The organism is Yinghuangia seranimata, assembly GCF_029953285.1.
Taxonomy (GTDB): domain Bacteria; phylum Actinomycetota; class Actinomycetes; order Streptomycetales; family Streptomycetaceae; genus Yinghuangia; species Yinghuangia seranimata.
Map to the genome: position 1 here is coordinate 40,572 of NZ_JASAOI010000029.1, position 21,184 is coordinate 61,755.

General features: G+C 72.6%; 22 protein-coding genes. 14 read left to right on the forward strand and 8 right to left on the reverse strand.

The window, feature by feature from the left end:
* Positions 1-78 precede the first annotated feature (78 nt).
* From QI554_RS19405 to hypE, 6 genes are all read left to right on the forward strand, one after another.
* Positions 79-462, forward strand: coding sequence for a hydrogenase maturation nickel metallochaperone HypA/HybF (locus tag QI554_RS19405; RefSeq protein ID WP_281471366.1), 384 nt, complete (start codon positions 79-81; stop codon positions 460-462).
* 4 nt (positions 463-466) lie between these two features.
* On the forward strand, positions 467-1,396 hold the full coding sequence (hypB, locus tag QI554_RS19410) for a hydrogenase nickel incorporation protein HypB (protein ID WP_281471367.1): 930 nt from the start codon (positions 467-469) through the stop codon (positions 1,394-1,396).
* Positions 1,393-3,861: a carbamoyltransferase HypF gene (hypF, locus tag QI554_RS19415; RefSeq protein ID WP_281471368.1), complete on the forward strand. Its 2,469-nt coding sequence runs from the start codon at positions 1,393-1,395 to the stop codon at positions 3,859-3,861. The genes hypB and hypF overlap by 4 nt, the downstream gene beginning before the upstream one ends.
* Entirely contained in the window at positions 3,834-4,187 is a 354-nt protein-coding gene (locus QI554_RS19420) for a HypC/HybG/HupF family hydrogenase formation chaperone (protein ID WP_281471369.1), read from the forward strand. The genes hypF and QI554_RS19420 overlap by 28 nt, the downstream gene beginning before the upstream one ends.
* Positions 4,184-5,308: a hydrogenase formation protein HypD gene (hypD, locus tag QI554_RS19425; RefSeq protein WP_281471370.1), complete on the forward strand. Its 1,125-nt coding sequence runs from the start codon at positions 4,184-4,186 to the stop codon at positions 5,306-5,308. The genes QI554_RS19420 and hypD overlap by 4 nt, the downstream gene beginning before the upstream one ends.
* A 115-nt stretch (positions 5,309-5,423) precedes the next feature.
* Positions 5,424-6,413 carry a hydrogenase expression/formation protein HypE gene (gene hypE / locus QI554_RS19430; protein ID WP_281471588.1) on the forward strand — a complete coding sequence of 330 codons (990 nt, stop codon included), beginning with the start codon at positions 5,424-5,426 and terminating at the stop codon, positions 6,411-6,413.
* Positions 6,414-6,665: 252 nt separating this feature from the next.
* On the opposite strand, the gene QI554_RS19435 is transcribed toward hypE, so the two are convergent.
* Entirely contained in the window at positions 6,666-7,217 is a 552-nt protein-coding gene (locus QI554_RS19435) for a hypothetical protein (protein WP_281471371.1), read from the reverse strand.
* 167 nt (positions 7,218-7,384) lie between these two features.
* Between QI554_RS19435 and QI554_RS19440 the strand changes: the two genes are divergently transcribed.
* The gene (locus QI554_RS19440) at positions 7,385-8,011 is read left to right on the forward strand and encodes a sigma-70 family RNA polymerase sigma factor (RefSeq protein ID WP_281471372.1); all 627 of its coding nucleotides are present in this window, start codon (positions 7,385-7,387) and stop codon (positions 8,009-8,011) included.
* Between the two features lie 34 nt (positions 8,012-8,045).
* Here the strand turns inward: QI554_RS19440 and QI554_RS19445 are convergent, their stop codons facing one another.
* On the reverse strand, positions 8,046-8,270 hold the full coding sequence (locus QI554_RS19445) for a hypothetical protein (protein ID WP_281471373.1): 225 nt from the start codon (positions 8,268-8,270) through the stop codon (positions 8,046-8,048).
* 88 nt (positions 8,271-8,358) lie between these two features.
* Here QI554_RS19445 and QI554_RS19450 point away from each other — a divergent pair, with 88 nt between their 5' ends.
* Positions 8,359-9,186, forward strand: coding sequence for a hypothetical protein (locus QI554_RS19450; RefSeq protein ID WP_281471374.1), 828 nt, complete (start codon positions 8,359-8,361; stop codon positions 9,184-9,186).
* Between the two features lie 219 nt (positions 9,187-9,405).
* Positions 9,406-10,281, forward strand: a complete 876-nt coding sequence (locus QI554_RS19455) for a hypothetical protein (RefSeq protein WP_281471375.1) — start codon at positions 9,406-9,408, stop codon at positions 10,279-10,281.
* A 150-nt stretch (positions 10,282-10,431) separates the two neighbouring features.
* On the opposite strand, the gene QI554_RS19460 is transcribed toward QI554_RS19455, so the two are convergent.
* From QI554_RS19460 to QI554_RS19475, 4 genes are all read right to left on the reverse strand, one after another.
* Positions 10,432-10,980: a hypothetical protein gene (locus QI554_RS19460; RefSeq protein ID WP_281471376.1), complete on the reverse strand. Its 549-nt coding sequence runs from the start codon at positions 10,978-10,980 to the stop codon at positions 10,432-10,434.
* A gap of 262 nt (positions 10,981-11,242) precedes the next feature.
* Positions 11,243-11,503 (reverse strand): hypothetical protein, encoded by a 261-nt coding sequence (locus QI554_RS19465; protein WP_281471377.1) that lies wholly within the window; start codon positions 11,501-11,503, stop codon positions 11,243-11,245.
* 183 nt (positions 11,504-11,686) lie between these two features.
* Positions 11,687-12,190 (reverse strand): deaminase, encoded by a 504-nt coding sequence (locus QI554_RS19470; RefSeq protein WP_281471378.1) that lies wholly within the window; start codon positions 12,188-12,190, stop codon positions 11,687-11,689.
* Positions 12,191-12,372: 182 nt separating this feature from the next.
* On the reverse strand, positions 12,373-13,290 hold the full coding sequence (locus QI554_RS19475; protein ID WP_281471589.1) for an NADP-dependent oxidoreductase: 918 nt from the start codon (positions 13,288-13,290) through the stop codon (positions 12,373-12,375).
* Positions 13,291-13,554: 264 nt separating this feature from the next.
* Here QI554_RS19475 and QI554_RS19480 point away from each other — a divergent pair, with 264 nt between their 5' ends.
* From QI554_RS19480 to QI554_RS19500, 5 genes are all read left to right on the forward strand, one after another.
* A complete protein-coding gene (locus QI554_RS19480; RefSeq protein ID WP_281471379.1) occupies positions 13,555-15,105 on the forward strand; it encodes a CYTH and CHAD domain-containing protein in 1,551 nt (516 codons plus the stop codon).
* 164 nt (positions 15,106-15,269) lie between these two features.
* Complete coding sequence (locus QI554_RS19485; RefSeq protein ID WP_281471380.1) at positions 15,270-15,998, forward strand: hypothetical protein; 729 nt, start codon at positions 15,270-15,272, stop codon at positions 15,996-15,998.
* Positions 15,999-16,008: 10 nt separating this feature from the next.
* Positions 16,009-16,698: a RibD family protein gene (locus QI554_RS19490; RefSeq protein ID WP_281471381.1), complete on the forward strand. Its 690-nt coding sequence runs from the start codon at positions 16,009-16,011 to the stop codon at positions 16,696-16,698.
* A 229-nt stretch (positions 16,699-16,927) separates the two neighbouring features.
* The gene (locus QI554_RS19495; protein ID WP_281471383.1) at positions 16,928-18,325 is read left to right on the forward strand and encodes a hypothetical protein; all 1,398 of its coding nucleotides are present in this window, start codon (positions 16,928-16,930) and stop codon (positions 18,323-18,325) included.
* A gap of 156 nt (positions 18,326-18,481) precedes the next feature.
* A complete protein-coding gene (locus QI554_RS19500; RefSeq protein ID WP_281471384.1) occupies positions 18,482-19,663 on the forward strand; it encodes a DUF6777 domain-containing protein in 1,182 nt (393 codons plus the stop codon).
* 12 nt (positions 19,664-19,675) lie between these two features.
* Here the strand turns inward: QI554_RS19500 and QI554_RS19505 are convergent, their stop codons facing one another.
* Together QI554_RS19505 and QI554_RS19510 are read right to left on the reverse strand one after the other, a co-directional pair.
* A complete protein-coding gene (locus QI554_RS19505; RefSeq protein WP_281471385.1) occupies positions 19,676-20,122 on the reverse strand; it encodes a hypothetical protein in 447 nt (148 codons plus the stop codon).
* A gap of 163 nt (positions 20,123-20,285) precedes the next feature.
* On the reverse strand, positions 20,286-21,182 hold the full coding sequence (locus tag QI554_RS19510) for a geranyl diphosphate 2-C-methyltransferase (RefSeq protein WP_281471386.1): 897 nt from the start codon (positions 21,180-21,182) through the stop codon (positions 20,286-20,288).
* Positions 21,183-21,184 lie beyond the last annotated feature (2 nt).

The window sequence follows — 21,184 nt, forward strand, 5'->3', positions numbered from 1 at the left end:
CGTAGTGGGGTCTCGGGGGCGGGCGGACCCCTACTAATAGACGCGTCCGCTCGGCGTACCGCCCAGGGAGTGAGGCCGATGCACGAAATGTCTGTCGCGCTGGCCCTGGTCGACCAGGTCGCCGAGGCGGCCCGGGCCGACGGCCGGGAGCGCGCGCTGGCCGTGCACGTGCAGATCGGCGAACTGGCGGGCGTGGTCGGCGACGCGTTGGACTTCGCCTTCGAGCTCGCGCGGGAGGGCACGCCGTTGGAGGGTGCCCGGCTGGTTGTCGAGACGGTGCCCGCGCGGGCGCGGTGCCGCGACTGCGCCGGCGAGTTCGCGGTCGGGGCCCCGCCGGACCTGACCTGTCGCGGCTGCGGCGGGACCAATGTCGAGCTGTTGAGCGGACGCGAGCTGCGGATCACCGCCGTCGAATGGGCGGACGGGCCCGCGTACGCCGCGTCCGCGGGCCAGAAGGGCTGAGCCAATGTGCCGCACGCATGAACTCCGGCTGGCGCTGCTGGCCCGTAACGACGGAAGCGCGACCGAGCTGCGGGAGGAGTTGGCCGCCCGCGGGACCGTTGTGGTCAATCTGCTGTCGAGCCCGGGGAGCGGCAAGACGGCGCTGCTGGAGGCCGAGCTGACGCGGGCGCGGGAGCGCGGCCTCGCGGTGGCGGCGCTGACGGCGGACCTCGCGACGGAGAACGACGCGACGCGGCTGGCGCGCTCGGGGGTTCCGGTCAAGCAGGTCCTGACCGATGGGCTGTGCCATCTCGAAGCGTCCATGCTGCGCGGCCAGTTGGACGGCTGGCTGCCGGACGGCACGCGGCTGGTGTTCGTGGAGAACGTCGGGAACCTGGTGTGCCCGGCCTCGTACGACCTGGGCGAACGGCTGCGCGTGGCGCTGATGTCGGTGACCGAGGGCGAGGACAAGCCGCTCAAGTACCCCACGGCGTTCGGGCTGGCGAACCTGGTGGTGGTGACGAAGGCGGATCTGGCCGCGGCGGCGGAGTTCGACGAGGCGGCCTTCCTGCTGAACGTCCGACGGGTGAATCCGGGCGTGGAGGTGCTGTTCACCTCGGCGCGCAAGGGGCAGGGCGTCGGGGAACTGCTCGACCGCGCCGTCGCGGTGGCGGAGGGGGCCGAACCGCATCGCCCGGTGATGGCGGATGAGCCGGTGCAGCACACGGGGTGTACGGACGCGCACGGCGACGAGCACGACGACGGGCAGGGGCACGGGCATAGCCGTGATCACGGGCACGGGCACGGGCATAGCCATGATCACACGCACGACCGCGGCGACGGGCATCGTCACAGCCATGGACGTACCAACGGTCGCGAGCACGGCCAGGAGACCGACCCCGTCGCGGCGCCGTCCCGGCCGCGGCCGAACCTCGCGGTCGGGGAACTGTCTTGACGCTCAGTCAGGAGCGGGACACGGCAGTACGCGAGCGCCGCCGGGTGGCCGTCGGCGGCGTGGTGCAGGGCGTCGGTTTCCGTCCCTTCGTGTACGCGCTGGCCACCGGTCTCGGGCTGGACGGGCATGTCACCAACACCGGAGACGGCGTCCTCGCGGAAATCGAAGGCCCGGCAGAGGTGCTGGACCTCTTCTGCACGCGGGTCCGCTCCGACGCGCCGCCGTTGGCCCGCGTCGTGTCGGTGGTCGCCGAGCCGCTCGCCCCGGTCGGCGCGACGGGCTTCGCGATCGCCCCGACCGTCCAGGGGACCGCCCGTACGCTGTGCCCGCCCGACACCGCCACCTGCGCGGACTGCCTGGCCGAACTCGCCGATCCCGCCGACCGGCGCCACCGCCACCCGTTCATCACCTGCACGAACTGCGGCCCCCGCTACACGATCGTGACCGGTCTCCCCTACGACCGCGCGGCCACCACGATGGCCGGTTTCGCGATGTGTCCGGACTGCGCGCGCGAGTACGCCGACCCGGCCGACCGGCGCTTCCACGCCCAGCCGATCGCCTGCCACGCGTGCGGCCCGCGGCTGTCGCTCGTCCGACCGGACGCGCCCGTGCGGGAGGGCGACGCCGCCGTCGTCGCGGCGCGGGCGATGCTCGCCGACGGCGCGATCCTCGCGGTGAAGGGCATCGGCGGCTACCACCTCGCGTGCGACGCCCGGAATCCGGACGCCGTGGCCGAACTGCGGCGCCGCAAGAACCGCGGCGACAAGCCCTTCGCGGTGCTCGCCCGCGACCTCGACGAGGTCGCCGCGTGGGTCGAGGTCGACGAGTCCGAACGGGCTTTGCTGACCGGCCCCGAGCGACCGATCGTCCTGTTGCGGCGACGCGGGCACACGGCCGCGCCCGAGGGCCGCGACGCGCGTACCGCCGCCGCCCTCGACCACGTCGCGCCGCGCTGCCCGGACCTGGGCGTCATGCTGCCGTACGCCCCCGTCCACCATCTGCTGCTCGGCCTCCCCGGCGATCCCCCGGGGCCGACGCTGCTGGTGCTGACCAGCGCGAACCTCTCCGGCGAACCCATCGTCACGGACGACGCAGAGGCCCGCGACAAGCTGGCGCCGCTGGTCGACGGGTGGCTCACGCACGACCGTCCCATCCATGTCCCCTGCGACGACTCGGTGGTGCGCGTGGTCGACGGCGAGCCGTCGCCGGTGCGCCGCTCGCGCGGCTGGGCTCCCCTGCCGATCGCGCTGCCGCTGCCGGTGGTTCCTTCGCTCGCGGTCGGCGGGGACCTCAAGTGCGTGCTCGCGCTGGCCGAGGGCGAACGCGCTTGGCTGTCCGGGCACATCGGCGACATGGACGACCTCGCGACGCTGCGCGCGTTCGACCGGGCGGTCGAGCAACTCGGCGCGGTCACCGGTGTCGTCCCCGAGCGTGTGGCGGCCGACCTGCACCCGCGTTACCGCTCCGCGCAGCGGGCGCGCCACCTCGCCGGCGAGCGCCTCGTGCACGGAGTGCAGCACCACCACGCGCACATCGCGTCCGTCATGGCCGAGAACGGGTTGGACGGCCGCTCCCCGATCGTCGGCGTCGCGTTCGACGGCACCGGGTACGGCACGGACGGCGCGGTGTGGGGCGGCGAGTTCCTGGTGGCGGACTACGCGGGCTTCGACCGCTTCGCGCACGTGGCGTACGTCCCGCTGCCGGGCGGTGACGTGGCGGTGCGGCGGCCGTACCGGATGGCTTTGGCGCACCTGTACGCCGCGGGCATCGACTGGGACTCCGACCTGCCCAGCGTGCGCGCCTGCCCCGCTGACGAACTCGCCCTGCTGAAGAAGCAGTTGGACCTCGGCCTCAACTGTGCGCCGACGTCCAGCATGGGACGCCTCTTCGACGCGGTCTCCTCGCTCGCCGGGGTGTGCCACCACAGCGGGTACGAGGCCCAGGCGGCGATCGAGCTGGAGGCGGCGGCGTTGCGACACGGGGTTCACGGGTCGCACGGGCGGCACGAGCCACAAAGCGGCGAAGGCGCACGCGACGCAGGCGGCGCCGGCATCGGCGATGCAGGCGGCTACCGCTTCGAACTCCATGACGGAGACGGCCCGTTGCGCGCCGAACCCGGCCCGGTGCTGGCCGCCGTCGCGGCCGACGTACGCGCGGGCGTGGGAACCGGGGAGATCGCGACGCGGTTCCACACGGCCGTCGCGGACCTGGTGGTACGCGTCTGCAGGGCCGCGCGCGAGCGCTACGGGGTCTCGACGGCCGCGCTGTCCGGCGGTGTGTTCGGCAACGCGGTCCTGGCGTCCGCCTGCGCGCGCGGGCTGCGCGCGGACGGGTTCACGGTGGTGCGGCACCGAGCCGTTCCGCCGAACGACGGAGGACTGGCACTCGGCCAGTTGATGGTGGCGGCCCGTGCGGCCGCCGACGAGGAGGAAAGCCCATGTGCCTGGCGGTGCCCGGCAGGGTGACGCGGATCCTGGAGCGGGACGGCACCCGCATGGCGGTGATGGACTTCGGCGGCGTCGAGAAGGACGTCTGCCTGGAGTACCTGCCGGATCTCCGGGTCGACGAGTACGCGATCGTGCACGTCGGTTTCGCGTTGCAGCGCCTCGACGAGGAGTCGGCGCGCAAGACCCTTGGACTCTTCGAGGAACTAGGCCTGCTCCAAGAGGAGTTCGGCGATCCGTGGGAGGCGGCCGCGGCCTCGGGTCCGGCCCTGGAGTGGGCCGCGGCGGACGCGGCGGCAGGTGCGGCGTCGGCCGCAGCGACGGCGAGTGCGGAGGCGGATCGGTGAAGTACCTTGCGGAGTTCCAGAATCCCGACTTGGCCAAGGGCCTCCTGGACGACATCCGGGCCACGGTCACCCGGCCGTGGGCCCTCATGGAGGTGTGCGGCGGCCAGACGCACACGATCATCCGGCACGGCATCGACCAGTTGCTGCCGGACGAGGTCGAGCTGATCCACGGCCCGGGCTGCCCGGTGTGCGTGACGCCGCTCGAAGTCATCGACAAGGCACTGGAGATCGCGTCGCGGCCGGAGGTGATCTTCTGCTCGTTCGGCGACATGCTGCGTGTGCCGGGCACCGACCGCGACCTGTTCCGGGTGCGCGGCGAGGGCGGCGACGTGCGGGTCGTGTACTCACCGCTGGACGCGCTGGAGATCGCGCGTGAGAACCCGCACCGCGAGGTCGTGTTCTTCGGCATCGGGTTCGAAACCACGGCGCCGCCCAACGCGATGACGGTCCATCAGGCCCGCAAGCAGAACATCCGCAACTTCAGCATGCTGGTCTCGCACGTGCGGGTGCCTCCGGCCATCGAGGCGATCATGACCTCGGCGGACTGCCGCGTCCAGGGCTTCCTGGCCGCGGGGCACGTGTGCAGCGTGATGGGCACCGCCGAATACCCGGAGCTGGCCGAGAAGTTCCGGGTGCCGATCGTCGTCACCGGCTTCGAGCCGCTGGACATCCTCGAAGGCGTGCGCCGTACCGTACGGCAGTTGGAGCGCGGCGAGCACACCGTGGACAACGCGTACCCGCGCGCGGTCCGCCCCGAGGGCAATCCCGCGGCGCGCGCGATGCTCGAGGACGTGTTCGAGGTGACCGACCGGGCGTGGCGCGGTATCGGCGTGATCCCTCAGAGCGGCTGGCGGCTCTCCGACAAGTACCGCGACCAGGACGCCGAACACCGCTTCGACGTCACGGGGATCAACACCTGCGAGCCGAGCGCGTGCCGCAGCGGCGAGGTGCTGCAGGGGCTGCTCAAGCCGAACGAGTGCGAGGCGTTCGGCACGACGTGCACGCCGCGTACGCCGCTCGGCGCCACGATGGTGTCCAGCGAGGGCGCGTGCGCCGCGTACTACCTGTACCGGCGGCTCGGCACCCCGGCGGCGAACCGGGAGGCGAGCCCCGTTGGCTGACACCGTGACCAACCCCGCGGCCTCCGGCACCGCGACCGTCCCCGGGGCCGCGCCGGCGCCGGACTTCTCCAACTGGAGCTGCCCGCTCCCGCTGCGCGACCACCCTCGCGTGGTGATGGGCCACGGCGGCGGCGGCGCGATGTCCGCCGAGCTGGTGGCCAACCTGTTCGCCCCGGCGTTCGGCGGCACCGCGCTGGCAGGGCTGGGCGATTCCGCCACCGTGGCGCTCGGCGGTGCCCGACTGGCGTTCTCCACCGACTCGTACGTCGTCAGGCCGCTGTTCTTCCCCGGCGGCGGCATCGGCGACCTCGCGGTCAACGGCACGGTGAACGACCTGGCCATGAGCGGGGCCCGGGCGGCGTACCTGTCGTGCGGGTTCATCCTCGAAGAGGGCGTCGAGATGGCCGTGGTCGGCCGGATCGCCGAGACCATGGGCGCGGCGGCGCGCGCGGCCGGGGTGGAGATCGTCACCGGCGACACCAAGGTCGTCGAGTCCGGGCGCGGCGACGGCGTGTACGTCAACACGGCCGGGATCGGGCTCGTCCCGGCCGGCGTCGACATCCGGCCGCAGCGCGCGGCGCCGGGCGACGTGGTCATCGTGAGCGGCGAGATCGGCCTGCACGGCGTGGCGATCATGAGCGTCCGCGAGGGCCTCGAGTTCGGTGCCCGGGTGGAGAGCGACTGCGCCGCGCTCGGCGGCCTGGTCGAGGCGATGCTCGCGGTCACGCAGGACATCCACGTCCTGCGCGACCCGACCCGCGGCGGACTGGGCGCGGCGGTCAACGAGATCGCCTCGGCGGCGGGGGTGGGCGTCGCGCTGCGCGAACGCGCGATCCCCGTCCCGGACCAGGTCGCCAGCGCGTGCGCGATCCTCGGCCTGGACCCGATGTACGTCGCCAACGAGGGCAAGCTCGTCGCCTTCGTCCCACGCGACCAGGCCGACGCCGTGCTGGCCGCCATGCACGCCCATCCGCTGGGTGCCCGCGCGGCGGTCATCGGCGAGTGTGTGGACGACCACCACGGCATGGTCGTCGCCCGAACCGCCTTCGGCGGCACGCGCGTTGTCGACCTCCCGCTGGGCGAGCAGCTCCCCCGGATCTGCTGAGCGCGAGCCCGTCGCGAGGAGCGTAGGCAGGGGCGGTACGGCCGAGCCGTACCGCCCCTTCGCGTGCGGGAGCACGCAGCCCAGGCTGTGCGGACACCGCGCCGATCCGCGACGCAGGCGGCTCGCGGCGGCCGGAGTGACGCGGGCAGCGCGTGACGTCGTGTCGGCCCGCTCGTTACGCGCCCGGCGGGATGCGCAGGAGGCGCGGGGGTCGCCGGCGGGTGGTGCGCTGCCACCCGCCGACGTGCCCGGTCAGATCACGCTCTCGCAGTTCACCGCGGTCTCGACGTTCTTGCACTGGTCGGCGTCGCCGACCGCCGGGTCGTAGACCGTGTCCCCGGAGACCTGCGTCCCGCCGAAGATCCGGTCCTGCCACGGCGTCGTCCAGAACGTGTCGTCGCCCGCCTCGCCGCGCGCGTCGAAGCCGCCGCTCGCCGACGAGCCGTTGACCGCCCGGTCGTTGCCGTCGCCGAAGCAGATGAGCAGGCCGGACAGGCCGGTGAGGTCGACGACGTCGTCGCCGCCGAGCGCCGCGACGACGTCGCCCGACACCAGGCGGAAGGCCGGGTTCGGCGACGTGGCACTGAAGTAGTCGGACGCGTTCGTGCCGACCTTGGTCGCGGTGCGGATCTGCCCGGTGGCGTCCTGGCAGGTCGCCGTCACGGCCGAGGCGGGGCCGGCGAGCGCGACGGCGCCGACCGGGACCGCGAGGACCGTCGCCGCGGCGAGGGCGGCGAAGGTGCCGCGGCCGCGCGGCCGCGACGGGTGGGCGGTGGCCGAGGTGCGGCGCGTACGGATGGTCATGACGGTTCTCCTTCCGCCGGTGCGCCGCCGTCCGCGGCGCGGTGTCGGACCGTGGTTCGGACGCCGCGCCCGGACGGATGAAGCGAATTTCGGTGGGGCGCGCCCCATCCGCGCCCGCTCCGGCTCCGAACAACCGGCGCGGGGAGGTGACCACGGGGGGTGGGCGCATGCGAGGACAAGGACGAGGACGAGCCGGCGCGACACGGCCGGAGGACGGCGACGAGGCGTTGCACGCGCGGCTGGTGCACGGCGACGCGGCGGCGCTCGGCGAGGCGTACGACCTGATGGCCGGCGTGGTGCACGCGGTCGCCCTGCGGGTCAGCGGCAGCCGGTCGGCGGCGGAGGACATCGTGCAGGAGGTGTTCGTTCATCTGTGGTCGAACCCGTACGCGTTCCGACCCGAACGCGGCACGATGCGGGGCTGGTTGTGCATGTTGGCGCACCGGCGCGCGGTCGACTGGGTCCGCGCCGAGGAGGCCCGCGACCGGCGCCTGCGGCGCCTGGGGGCGGCGGTCCGCTACACGGCAGTGCCGAGCGCCGAGGACAGCGTCGTCGCCGCGGACGAGGCCCACCGGGTGCGCGCGGCCGTCGGCAACCTCCCGGCGGCCCAGCGCGAGGCGATCGAGCTGGCGTTCTTCGCCGGCAACACCTACCGCCAGGTCGCCGAACGCCTGGGCGTCCCCGAGGGCACGGTGAAGTCCCGCATGCGCGTGGGCCTCCGACAACTCGCCGTGGCCCTGGCCCACCCGGCGCGGCCAAGGATGACCGGCGAGACGAGGGCCGGGGAGGCGTGATGAAGGACGCATGGTCGACGGAGAATGACGGGGCTCAGGAGAGGCCCGACGGCGGGACGACGGATAGTGGGACGACGGACCGTGAGACGGCGAACGGCGGGACCACGGACGGCGGGACGACGAACAGCGGCACCACAAACAGCGGGACCACGGACAGCGGCACCACGGACAGCGGAACGGGCCCGGCCTCGCCGCTCGGCAGCCCCGACGCGCGGGACGCCGCCCCGCCGTTCGGCGCACAGCCGAACGCCGGGAACAACGGCCGCGCGCCGGCGCACCTGGAGGCTGCCGACCCCGACGCTCCCCGACAGGTGTTCGTGAGCGGCGGGCAGGTCTCCGTTGGGGGCTTGCCGCCCGACGGTCTGCGCGGGCGGGTGATGGCGCAGGCGTTCGCGGTGCGGCGGCCCGCTGCCGACGTGCCGGATTTCGCGGCGTGTTTCGCGGGAGCGGTGGCGATGTTCGAGGCGCTGCTCAACGATCTCCTGCCGGCCGGCGGCGCGTTGGCCGGGTCGCGGCTGGGTGCGGCCGGGGGGCGGTTCGGGCCGCCGTGGGAGCCGGCCGGTGTGCTGGCGCACCTGGTCGCGACGGACGGCGCGCTGTGCCGCCAACTCGGCGTCCCCGAGGCCGTACCCCTGCCGGGCCCGGTCCCGGTGTGCCCGGGCGACCCGGACGGGGCCCGCACCGAGGTCGTCGTGGCGCGGCTACGCGACCGCACCCTCGACGAGGTCCGCGGCGTCTGGCGCGCCCAGGCCGACCGGCTGCTCGCCGCCGCCCGAGCCGTCCCGGCGACGCGCCTGCTCGCAGACGCCTACGCTGACAGGGCGTTCGAGACGTGGGGCCACACCCGCGACCTGGCCGAGGCCGCCGGTCGCGGCGACGTCCGGCCGCCACGGGTCGACCAGCTGGTCGCGTACGGCCTGCGGGTGCTGCGCCCACGCCTTGTCGGACCGCCGGTCGACCTCGTTCTGACCGGCCCCGGCGCCGGTCGCTGGACGCTCGGACCGCGCACGGATCGCGCATCCGAGCCCGAGGCTGAAATCACCGTCGACGCCGTCGAGTTCTGCCTGCTCTTCGGCGCACGCCGCACGCCGGACACGCTCCCCGCCCACATCAGCGGCGACCCCGTCTCGGCCCGCGTGCTCCTGGAGACGGTCGTGTCCCTAGCCCGACTGTGACCGCCGGGGGCCGCTTCAGCTCCCGGCCGACACCCCGTGTGGCAGACCGGGATACCCACCTGCGGGCATCGGGACGACCGGTGGAGACCAACGGCCGCATAGTGGCATTGGCTCAACGACAACGGCAGCGGCGCCGTCGTCAGGGCTTGTCGGGAGCGGCGGGCACAATGCGCCTGGGCACACGACCACCAGGTGCCGGTTTTGGAGGAAGCGCTCGAAATGGTCCGCACGACACCGCCCCGGCCGATCACGGTCACCGAGGTGTTCCCTGAGCTCAGCGCGTACAAGCGCACGGCGATCCGCTTGCACCCGCGGCCCGGCGCCTCCAGTGCCGACGAAAGCTCGATGGGCGGCCCGTTGCTGTGGCCGGCCGGTGAACCCTGGCCCCACTGCACGCGCGACCACGAAGACGAGGCCGGGCCGGTGGCGCTTCTGCCGGTGCTGCAGGTGTACGCCCGCGACGTTCCCGAACTGCCCGGATGGGACTGGCCGGAGGGAACCGATCTCCTACAGGTCCTGTGGTGCCCGAACGACCACCGCGACCCGAGCATCGACCCGTGGTACGAAGGCCCGATCCCCACACTGTTCTGGCGCAGGTCCGCCGATGTCCAGGACGTGCTGCACACTCCCCCAGCCAGTCGCTTCGCCTGCGACCCCGAGTACTACCACCCCGCCGACGACTGGTACACGCTGACTCCGTGCGTGATCCACCCCGAGGCGGTGGCCGAGTACCCGGACGCTGGCGAGGTCCCGAAGGAACTGGCCCTGCGGATACACGAGTGGGAGGAATTCTCCGGGCCGGAATATCAGTATGAGTTGTCGATCTCGCCGGGCTGCAAGGTCGGCGGGTGGCCGACATGGCACCTGACGGACTTCCACGCGATCGACTGCCCGTGCGGCGCACGCATGCAGCCCCTCCTGACAATCGCGAGCAGCGAATGGCACGGCGGTGGCGAGAGCTGGATCCCCGTCGAAGACCACCCCGACACCCGGGACTCCGACCCGCTGGGCATCGACGTCGGACGGTACGGACAGATGCGCGTCTTCGCCTGCCCGACGTCCCTCGACCACCCGATCCGGCTCGACACGCAGTGACCGACGTCGGCGGCGGCCTCTCCTGCTGAACGTGGCCGGTCGGCCGACCGGGACGGCGGCGTCGGCGACGCGTCGTCGCGGCCTCCCGCTCGCGCGCTCAGCCGCGCCCTACGGCGCCTGGTGTGATCGAGTCCTTGAGGACGTGTGTGCCTACGCGGCGTGGACTGGGGCGCCCGCGACGAGGGTCACTGGGGTGCTGCCCAGGATTTCCTCAAGGCGTTGCCGCAAGGCCGGGGAGTCGGCGCCCTGCTGACTGGTCGTCACCTGGATGCCTGAGGCGTCCGAGGCCGCGGAGACGATGTAGATCGGGGATCCGGCGATGTCGTGCCCGGCCTTGGTGATGTCGTCCATCGCCGCCTGCAGGAACTGTCGGGTGTAGCGGCACGGGTAGATGTCGAGGCGAGCCAGGTCGATGCCGGGGGCGGCCTGCTTTGCCGCGTCCGCCAACTGCCGTCCGCGGGCCAGGTCGGTGACGCAGAGGGCGACCCGGCCGGCCGGGAAGTCCGTGACCTGCGTGCCATAGATGTCGGCGAAGGCACCCCTGCCCTGCGCCCCCACGGCCTGGGACAGCGCCGACGCCTCCGGGGTGTTGGCCGGAACGCCTCCGAGGGTGGTGGGGGCGGGCCGGTCCTTCCACTGGTCGAGGGTCGGGCACGCCGCCGCCCCGGACCCTGTGGTCGCGGTGGGCGCGGCGGACACGCTCGGAGTGGTGGACGCATCGGCCGTCGTCGACGACACAGCCGCAGGAGGGCCGGCCGACGTCGGTGCGGGGCTCCCACACCCTGCGGCGACCATGATGACGGTCGCACAGGCGATCGATACGGTGATGCGGTTCACGGCTTCCCCTTGGCGCGACGCCATCCCAGCGGCGATCCGACGCGACAGAGCCCGTGCTGGTTCCATGGACCGGTGGGGGCCGGGGGCACGGGTGTTACGCGGGCGCTGGTGAGGGCGGACAGGGTTACGTGGTGGGTGTGTCCTGGGGGCGCTTGCGGCGGCGGCCGGTACCGCGTTTCCAGGGGTGCGAACCGTCCGGTGTGACCTCGAGCCAGGCTTTTACGCCGTGGTTGTCGGTGGCATATCCGCCGCAGACCCACGCGGTGCCGTTCCACCATTCAAGCGCGAGGGCGCCGGGGGCGACCACGCCGAGGCGTCGGACGCGGCGGGCGCCGATGTACTCACCGGGTTGGTTGAGGAGTTCGTCAAGGCTGTTGCGGTCCACCGTCCAGCCGCCTCCCTCCGTGTTGTCGCCTTCCTGGCAGGTTACCGGCGTTCGCGGATGCAGATCGGTGACGGACGCGATGAGACCACAGTGAACGCCCTGTGTTCGGAACTGGGACCTGGGGTCAGGGGCGTCCGGCGAGGAGTCGGCGCGTAAGGGCTACTGAGTTCCGGCGGACGTGACCTACCCGCCTCCGAGCAGATGGGCGTTCACCCGCCTGGCCTCGTCGGCAAGTTCGGGCAGCTCTACCACCTCGACACCCGCGTCTCGGAGCAACTCCACGCCGATGCAGTCCGCGACGAAATGCGCCGGTTCCCGCCACGCGATCACCAGCCGCGGGATCCCCGCGTCCAGGATCAGCCGCGCGCAAGGGTGAGGCCGCGACCGCCGCTCCGAACACGGCTCCAGCGTGCTGTACATCGTGGCCCGAGTCAGCCGTTTGTCGTCTGCGGGCATCTTCGCCAGCGCGGCCTCCTCCGCATGGAAATGCGGATCGCTTTCCCGGCTGTAGCCGTCGGCGAGTTGCACGCCGTCGTCGCCGACGATGAGTGCCCCGACGGAGTAAGCCGCCTGCGAGGGCGCGCACTTCGCGGAAAGGTCGATCGCGCGGCGCATCCAGTGCAGGTCCTGGTCGCGCTGGTTCAAGCGGGTCACGTTCGTTCCTTCCGCGGCGCTTGAGCGCGTCATGGCCGCATCGTACCGAACCGTTCGGTTTGACCGGGGCGGCACGGCGATGCGGTTGGCGGGCGGGCGCCTCGGTTGCGGGGCGGTCCGCGCCGTCGTCCGGCTTAACAACACCTCCTGAACCCCGTAGGACCCGAAGCGGCGGCACAGCCCAGCACGCCCCGGCCGGCCTTCTGCGACAGCTTTCAGGGCTGGAGCACGATCTTGCCGTGGGTGTGCTGCTGTTCCAGCTCGCGGAAGGCGTCCCGCACCTCTTCCAGCGGGTAGGTACGGGCGATCGGCACCTCCAGCTGGCCGCGCGCGGCAAGCCGGGCCAGCTCGCCGAGTACGACCGCGCACGCCGCCGCGCCCTCTCCGTAGGTCCGCGCGCCGACCTCGGCCGCGGCCTGCCAGTCGCGGATGGTGTTGATTCGCTCGGGCCGCACACCCAGCTCCACTGCCAGTGCCACGTAGCCGTCGCCGAAGGTGTCGATGAACGCGTCGACCTTGCCGCCGGACGCCTGACGGATCCGCTCGGCCACGCCGGGCCCGTACTCGATCGGGAGGACGCCGCGGTCCTGCAACCAAGCGTGGTTCCGCGCGCTCGCCAGCCCGATCACCGTGGCACCGCGCCGTCGGGCGAGCTGAACCGCAAGCGACCCGACTCCACCCGCCGCACCGGAGACGACGACTACGTCGTCCGGGCCGGGGTCCACCGCGAACACCGTGGCGTAGGCGGTCGTGCCGGCCACGTACAGTGCCCCGGCCACCTCCCAGGGCAAGCCCGCCGGACGGGAGACCAGGTTCACGTCATCGACCACGACGAACTGCGCGTGGCTGGCCCGCCTGTGGGTGAAGCCCAGTACCTCGTCGCCCACCGCGAACCCCCGGACATGCGGGCCGACCTCCACCACGACGCCGGCGAGGTCGCTGCCCTGCCCGGAGGGAAACGCCGCCGGCCAACGTTGGTGCAGCGCGCCCGCGCGGATGTGCGCCTCGCCGGGCTGGATCCCGGCCGCGCGGACCTCGACCAACACCTGCGCTGGACCGGGCACCGGCCGCTCGACCTCCTCCACCCGCAGCACATCGATCCCGCCGTACTCGTGAAACCGCACCGCCCGCATTGCCTGATCACCGCGCTTTCTCGTCCGAACAAGGCTTGGCCGGCCGCGCGCCAGAAGCCGACGCCGACCGTGCCACCGCATCCAAAGATCACGCGCGGATCCGTATTCCCAAGAGGACTACGACGACACCGTCCGCGCCCGGCAACCACCTGTGGCGTCACCCAGCCGTCGCGCGGGTCTGGCCCCCGGGGTTTCCGTGCCCGCGGCTTGGGCAGCCGTGGGGGCAGGCAGCATCGTCGTGCTGCGGATTGGCATGGGTCCGGTATGGGCGGGACGAAGGTCGAGAGGGAACGTAAGTTCGAAGGCGGCGGGGCGGAGACGCGGCTGAGTGCGCGTGGGCTTCCTGGCGTTGTCGACGTCGTGGCCGCGCCGGACGAGGACCTTGACGCGGTGTACTACGACACCCCTGACCTGCGGCTTTTGGCGCGGGACGCGACGCTGCGGAAGCGGTGTGGCGGGCACGACGCGGGATGGCATCTGAAGCGCCGCATCGATGCCGATCGCCGCGAGGAGTTGCAGGTTCCCGAGGGCGCGCCGGGCGCCGCGGAGGACGCGGTTCCGGACGCTCTGCGGCGACGGGTGACGGCGCTCGCGCGGGGCGTGCCGCTGGTGCCGGTGCTGCGGATGCGGACCCGGCGTGAGCGCGAGCAGCTGGTGGACGCGCACGGGGCGCCGCTGGCCGAGGTCGCGCATGATCACGTCGCCGCCGAGGTGTTGGAGTCACCGGGCCGCGCGGAGGCGTGGTCGGAGCTGGAGGTCGAACTCACGGGCGACGGAGAGGGGGCCGGCGCCGACGGATTGCTTGACGCGGTGGAGAAGCAGCTTGGGCGGCACGGCTGGCATCGCTCCGACCACGCGTCCAAGACCGCCCGGGTGTTCGAGAACGACGTCGAGGCCCCGCGCCGTCCGCGGGCCGGCACGATCGGGCATGTGGTGTACGCGCGGATCGCCGAGCAGACGCGCGAACTGCTCGCCGCCGACGCCGCGGTGCGTGTCGACTCCGACGACGGGGTGCACGACATGCGCGTGGCGGCGCGGCGGCTGCGGAGCGTGCTGCGCTCGTACCGGCGTTACCTGAAGCGGTCGACGACCGATCCGATTGCGGACGAACTGCGTTGGCTGGGACGGGTCTTGGGTGATGCTCGGGATCATCAGGTACTGGCGGAGCGCCTGCGGGACCGCGCCGGGCTGCTGGCCGAGCACGCGGACGCGGCGACCGCCGCCGAGCTGGCGGTGGTGGCGACAACCGCGTACGGCACGGAGACGGAGGCTTACCGCGCCGCTTATGTGGACGCGGTCGACGAGTTGGAGAGGGAACGCTACTTCCGACTGCTGGACGCGTTGGAGGCGGTGATCGCCGAACCGCCCCTGCGCCCGAAACGGGCGCGCAAGGACGCGGATGACGAAGTACGCCGCGTGCTCGGGCGCGAGCAAAAGCGCGTGGGGAAGCGCATGGAGCCGGCTCTGGCGGCGCCCGGCGGGGCGGAAGGCGATCAGGCGCTGCACTCCGCGCGCAAGGCCGCGAAGCGTGCGCGGTACGCGGCGGAGGCCGGTGTTCCGGCGCTCGGCGGCCGGGCGGAGCGGGCCGCCACGCGGGTCAAGCGCATGCAACGGCTGCTCGGCGAGCACCAGGACGCGGTGGTGTCGCGGTCGGCGCTGCGTCGCCTGGCCGCAGACGCACACGCCGCGAGGGCGAACACGTTCGCGTACGGCGTGCTCTATGCCGCGGAGCAGCGCACGGCCGAGGACGTCGAGGCGCAGGTGCCGGAGGCATGGCGCCGGGCGCGGAAGGCGTTGCGGAAGGCGGCGTCGTGAGACGGCGCTGACGAGCGCCGGACGGGGCGCGTCATCGACGATCTCACTGTATTCACCAAGAGGCTGTCGATTCGCGCTCGTTGCGGGAGGCCGTGGCCACGTCGGACAGTAGGACCGGTCGGCGCTACCGTACGGCGTGTGGGGGCGTCTTCGGGAGGGGTGCCGTGGCGACGGTCGACGGGCGGGCGGTCGGGCAGCGGCCGCGAGGGGCCAAGCAGTGGGCGTGGACGATCGCCCTGCTGGTCGCGGGAGTTGTCGGCATACCGGTGTTCGTCGTCCTGGCGGTGACGCTGCCCGGCACGATCCGCGACGTCCGTGAGTACCGCGACGCGCCCGTGTGTGCGACGGCCGAGGCCACCGACTGCCGGCGGATGCTCCCTGCCGCCGTGTCCGACCTCGACGTGCGCGGCACCAGGGGCAAGGACTACTACGCCAGGTTCGAGGGGGCCGGCGCCCCGACCGGGTGGGTGAAGGTCACGAAGTCCGTCTACCAGGCCGTCGATCCCGGCACCGCGGTGCAGTTGGAGCAGTGGCGCGGCGACATCACCGGCGTCCGGATCGGCAGCCACCTCCGCGAACTGGACGCGTCCCCGTCCGGTGACGACGACACCCAGATCGCGGCCGGGCTGTCGCTGCTCCCCCTCGCACCGTTGTGGCTCACCGTCGGCGTCGGCAAGGCGCGCGGGCGCGGGACGTTCGGCCGCAACGCGGTCGGGGACCGGCCGCGCCAGGCCATGCACGCCGCCGCGGTGGCGGCCGCGCTCACGTTCGGCGCGGCCTTCCTCTCGCTGGGGCTGCTCGGTGTCGTGGTGACCTGGGCGGTGTCCGTCGTCCTCGCCGCGGCCGTGCTGTTCTTCGAGTGGCGCGCCGCCGCCTTCGACGCGCGCGGATAGGCCGCGACGCGTGCCGGACCGGCCCTATGTCCTGCTGTCCTTCGCGGCCTCCCTGGACGGCTACATCGACGACGCCTCCGATCGGCGGCTGATGGTGTCCAACGACGCGGACCTCGACCGGGTCGACGAGGTCCGGGCCGGGTGCGACGCGATCCTGGTCGGCGCCGCCACCGTCCGCGGCGACAACCCGAGGCTGCTCGTTCGGTCCGAGCGGCGGCGCGCCGAGCGCGTCGCCGACGGCAGGCCCGACAGCCCGCTCAAGGTCGTGCTGACCGGCGGCGGTGACCTGGACCCCGCCTCGGCGTTCTTCACCGCCGGGACGTGCGGCAAGGTCGTCTACTGCGCCGCGGGCGGCGTCGACCGTGCCGAGCAGCGCCTGGGCGCGGTCGCGGACGTCGTGGACGCCGGCGAACCGCTCGACCTGGAGCGCGTGCTGGCCGACCTGCACGCGCGCGGCGTGCGCCGGCTCATGGTCGAGGGCGGCGGCCGCGTGCACACCTGGTTCCTCACCGCCGGCCTCGTCGACGAGATCCACGCGGTCGTCGCGCCGTTCTTCGTCGGCGACCCGGCCGCGCCCCGGTTCGTCGGGCCCGGCGGCTTCCCGTACGGCCCGGACCGGCGCATGCGGCTGGCCGAGACCCGGCGGATCGGCGACGTGGTGCTGTTGCGCTACCTGCTGGGACCGTCGGCGGGTGCCTGACACGAGGTCGAGCGGCGGCGAGGCGACGCGTCCGCCGCCGAACCAACCGGGTATGTCCCTGGATCGTGCCGTCTCGGTAACAGCGGCCGGAATTCGCGACTCGGGTGCCTAAGGTCGTGGTCACAAGCACGGCGCCGCCGCGGCGCACCCGGCACCAGGGGGGTTACGGGTATCCGCGTACGCGGCGGCGCCGCAATCCATGACGCACACCGCAACTGGGGGGTTCACGGTGCGTATCACCATGCCGCGCCACGCGGCGACCACTGTCGCTGTTCCGCTGACCGTTCTCGCGCTCTTCGGCCTGACGGCCTGTGAGAAGTCCGGCGGCGAGGCCACGGACAGGCCGTCCGCGTCCGCCAACGTGTCCGCGGGCAGCGGCAAGCCGGACAAGGACACGGCCCCGGCCACGGACGAGCAACTCTCCGCGGTCCTCATCGACGGGAAGGACATCCCCGCCGGCTACAGCGGCGGCAAGGTGTCGAACGAACGGACGCCGGGCAAGCCCGGCCAGGTGGTCAGCCCCGCCGTGTGCGCGGCGCTCGGCAGCGGCGGGGTCCCGGACCCCGTCGGGCACGCGGAGCGCTCGTACGCCGTCGCGGGCGGCGACCCGGAGTCGGACGACTCGGTCCGCGTGAGCCTGTCGGCCGCGCCGCACGAGGTGCTGAAGAAACAGCTCGACGACGGTGTCAAGGCGCTCGCGTCCTGCGCCACCTACGACATCACCGAAGGCGGCGAGGTCACGAGCTTCACCGTGACCGACGTCCGAACCGGCGTCCAGGGCAAGGACAGCGTCTCGTACAAGGTCACCGTCACCGCCAAGGGCAAGCCGCTCGGCACGGCAGTCAACACGCTGGTCCTGCACGGCACCACGGGACTCGCCGTCACGTCGTTCGCCGGGGCGGGCAAGGGTGACCCCGCCGACGCCGCCTCGTTCGTGACCGCCCAGCTCGCCAAGCTCGACGCGACGCCTCCCGCCGCGGCGGGATCTCCGGCGAGTCCCACCGCCAAGCCGACCAGCAAGCCGTCGGCCACGCAGACCACCGACAGCAAGAAGACGCCGACCGCGGGCGAGCTGTCCGCGGCCTTGCTCACCGCGCAGGAAGTCCCCGCCGAGTACTCGGCGGAGGACCCGGAACCGTCCGCGCCCGGAACAACCCTCCGGCTGTCGGACCCGCGGTGCACGCCGTTGCTGGACGACGGGTCGAAGCAGCGCACCGCCGCGATCCAGCGGACGTACCCCAAGACGACTCTCGACGCCTCCGTGCAGCCCACCGAGGGCGTGGTCACCGAGCTGTCGAGCGCCCCGCACGCGGTGCTGAAGCGGGACCTCGACGCGTACGTTGCGGCGCTCAAGGTGTGCTCGTCGTTCTCCGAGACGAACAGCGACGGCACCGTCGACCACTACACCGTCAGCGAGGTGTCCGTCGGTCAACTCGGGGCCGACACCGTGGCGTTCCGGATGCGCGACGACCACCCGACCGACGGGCGGCTGTACGCCTACCTCGTGGTCGCGCTGAAGGGCGATGTCGTCATGCAGCTGGCCTCGTTCTCGACGACCGGGCAGGCGGAGGTGCCGACCGCGATGATCAGCGGCCAGCTGGCCAAGGTGGCCGAACTCGCGCGCTGACGCCACGGATCGCCACCTTGAAGGGCGTGGTCGGGCGCGGGAAACTGCTCGTGCGGGGGGAGAGGGTTTGGCCGTCGGCATGGGGGTGCCATGGACGGACGGACAGCGCCTGCGCGCAGGCGGACACGCCGCGGACACGGAGTGGGGACCGCCGCGATGGCCGTCCTGCTGGTGCTCGCTCTGCTCGGGGCCTCGGGTTCGTGCCGCGGGAGCGGCGACCGGGTGCTCAAAGTGGTGGCGGAGCAGATCCGTGACATCGCGTTCGACGCGTTCTTCGACCGGCTCATCGGCCAGGACCGCCCCGGCGTCGTTCCCGGGCCGGCCACCGGAACCCGGCCCGGGGACACGCAAGGGGCGGTCGGCGACGGAAGCCTGCGCGCCGAACCGCTGTGCGACATCGAGCAGTTGATCCGGTTCCTGACCGACCCGGCGAACAGCCGGGTCGCCGGGGTGTGGGCGGACGAGGCGGGTGTCCCGGTCTCACGGATCCCGACGTACGTGCGGGGGCTCACGCCCGTCGTGCTGCGCAACGACACGCTGGTGACCAACCACAACTACAAGGACGGCAAGGCGAAGTCGTACGAGTCGCTGTTGCAGGCCGGGACGGTCGTCCTGGACGACGAGTTCGGCGTCCCCAGGGTCAAGTGCAACTGCGGCAATCCGCTGAAGCCGCCGCAGGCCCAGCCCGGTTCCATCGAGGTCAGCATCTCCGACCCGGGCTGGGCGGCGCGGTACAACCCGGCCCAGGTCACCAGGTTCACGCCCGCGTCCACCCCGATGACGTCGTTCTATCTGGCCGACCTCGACACGGGGGCGGGGCTCCGGCGCCCGACGGGGACCAGGGGCGAGAAGGACCAGCCCGCGCCGGCCCCTCCCCCACCGCCCGCGCCGTCCACGAAGTCCACCAAGTCCACGAAGTCCACGACGTCCGACGCCAAGCCGGCGGTCGAGCAGATCGCCGGCCGGTGGACGTACGGCGGAGGGGAACGCCAGTCCTACCCGCTGCCTGACGGCACGAGCTGGGAGATCGTCCTCGACCGGCAGAACCTCGAGGTCACCGCCCGGGGTTCGTTCACCCTCGACATCACCGCGCACATCACGACGGGCCCCGTCGCCGGCGCACCCATCCGCGGCCAGTGCACCGGCACCGTCAAGGCCGAGCGCAGCGGGTTCGTCTTCCAGGAGCAGAGCGCCCGCGTGACGTTCCAGGGCCAGGAGGTGACTTCCGCGGAGCTCGGCGGCCTCGGCTGCGGCGACCTCACCGCGAACGTGCAGGGCGCCGCCCTGGTCGTCACCGACGCCACCGGCCTCCGCGTCCGGTTCACACGCGCGGCCTGACCGGATCGGAGGTCACCGAAGGTACCAGAGCGCTGCCCCTGCGTTGCGGCCCGACTCGGTGATCCACGCCTGAACGAACGGCCGGCACCCATGGTCATAGGCATTCCAGGCGGTGGACGCCTCCGCCCAGGTCGGGTAGGCGTGCACACCCGGCGACGAGGTGGTGTTGCCCGACACGTCATTGCAGGCGTCGCCCGTCTCCACGAACAGCCGCACGTCGGTGTAGCCGCCTGTGGCCTGGACCTTCCCGTTCCAGTAGCCGCCTCCCTCCGAGGTCAGGCACATCGAGATGGTCCATCCGTAATGGACGGGATAGGTAGGGCTGAGGTGCCCCGTATTACAGAAGGTGTCCGCGTGCGCGCTGGTTCCGGTGGCAAGGGTGATCCCGGAAGCGATGGCCGCCGTGGCGGCCGCGGCCGCGAGGGTGCGCCTGGCGCGTTTGAACGGGAGCTTTTTCATTCGCAGGAGCTCCTTCCAGTTCTTCTGGCTCCGATATGCGTCGCCATCATGCGCGGCAGGCCGAGGGAGGTGCGATCGTTTAAGCCGGTGGGTTAAACGTCCGCGGGGGCCGACACCGTCGGGTGTGACGGTGTCGGCCCCCCGCGTGCCGCGTAGGCGTCGGTCAGACGCGGTCGGCGGCGATCAGCACGTACTGGAACGAGCCGTCCTCGTAGGACTTGATGAAGGCCTCCTCGATGCCGGTGACCAGGGACGTGGTGGCCCGGAGCCTCCAGTACGGGAGGGTCTGCGGAGTCAGGTCGACGACGGCCTGCGGGACCAGGCGGTTGTCGATCATGGCGCGCAGGTACTCCCGGCGGGAGTGGATGTTGCATTCGAAGTGGGCGTTGATCTGGGAGACCCACTTCGACGGCTGGCCGTAACGCGGGTTCCAGCACCCGGTGATGGTGACGTACCGGCCGCCCACGGCCAGGACGCGGGAGTGCTCGGCCATGAGGTCGTGCAGGTCGACGTACATGCTCGACTCGTTGTTCCAGGAGGCCGTGGCCTGCCCGGTCTCGAGGGGCATGTCGAGCATGTTGCAGACGCGGGCCCGGACGTGGTTCCCGATGCCCAGGTCACGGGCACGCCGGTTGGCGAAGTCGGCCTGCGTGGCCGACAGGGTGACGCCCTCCACCTTGCAGCCGAAGCGCCGGTGGGCCATGACCATGGAGCCGCCGCGGCCGCAGCCGGCGTCGACGAGGGTGTCGTCGCGGCCGACGGTGCCGAGGTGGTCCATGAGGACGTCGGTCTGCGCCGACTCCAGGCGGTGGAGTTCGGCGATCAGCCTGTTCTCGTAGCCGCTGTCCCCGGTGTCGCCCAGGGCGGCGTGGTCGACCTCGCCGATGCCGTAGTGGTGGTGGTAGAGACCGTCGACGTCGCCGAGACGGAGGTTCACCGGCCTGGCCTCGTTGTTCCAGTACCGGGCGATGTCGCCCTGGTACGGCGTTGCCGGGCGCGGGATGACCGCAGAGGTGCCGTTGGTGGCGGAGTCGGCCGCGGTGAGGTCAGCGTTGCTCACAG

Bases quoted from the DNA above. Each gene is read 5' to 3' on its own strand.
- QI554_RS19405 (WP_281471366.1), top strand. From the start codon at position 79: ATGCACGAAATGTCTGTCGCGCTGGCCCTGGTCGACCAGGTCGCCGAG.
- hypB (WP_281471367.1), top strand. From the start codon at position 467: ATGTGCCGCACGCATGAACTCCGGCTGGCGCTGCTGGCCCGTAACGAC.
- QI554_RS19420 (WP_281471369.1), top strand. From the start codon at position 3,834: ATGTGCCTGGCGGTGCCCGGCAGGGTGACGCGGATCCTGGAGCGGGAC.
- hypE (WP_281471588.1), top strand. From the start codon at position 5,424: ATGGGCCACGGCGGCGGCGGCGCGATGTCCGCCGAGCTGGTGGCCAAC.
- QI554_RS19435 (WP_281471371.1), bottom strand. From the start codon at position 7,217: ATGACCATCCGTACGCGCCGCACCTCGGCCACCGCCCACCCGTCGCGG.
- QI554_RS19440 (WP_281471372.1), top strand. From the start codon at position 7,385: ATGCGAGGACAAGGACGAGGACGAGCCGGCGCGACACGGCCGGAGGAC.
- QI554_RS19455 (WP_281471375.1), top strand. From the start codon at position 9,406: ATGGTCCGCACGACACCGCCCCGGCCGATCACGGTCACCGAGGTGTTC.
- QI554_RS19470 (WP_281471378.1), bottom strand. From the start codon at position 12,190: ATGACGCGCTCAAGCGCCGCGGAAGGAACGAACGTGACCCGCTTGAAC.
- QI554_RS19475 (WP_281471589.1), bottom strand. From the start codon at position 13,290: ATGCGGGCGGTGCGGTTTCACGAGTACGGCGGGATCGATGTGCTGCGG.
- QI554_RS19480 (WP_281471379.1), top strand. From the start codon at position 13,555: ATGGGCGGGACGAAGGTCGAGAGGGAACGTAAGTTCGAAGGCGGCGGG.
- QI554_RS19500 (WP_281471384.1), top strand. From the start codon at position 18,482: ATGGCCGTCCTGCTGGTGCTCGCTCTGCTCGGGGCCTCGGGTTCGTGC.
- QI554_RS19505 (WP_281471385.1), bottom strand. From the start codon at position 20,122: ATGAAAAAGCTCCCGTTCAAACGCGCCAGGCGCACCCTCGCGGCCGCG.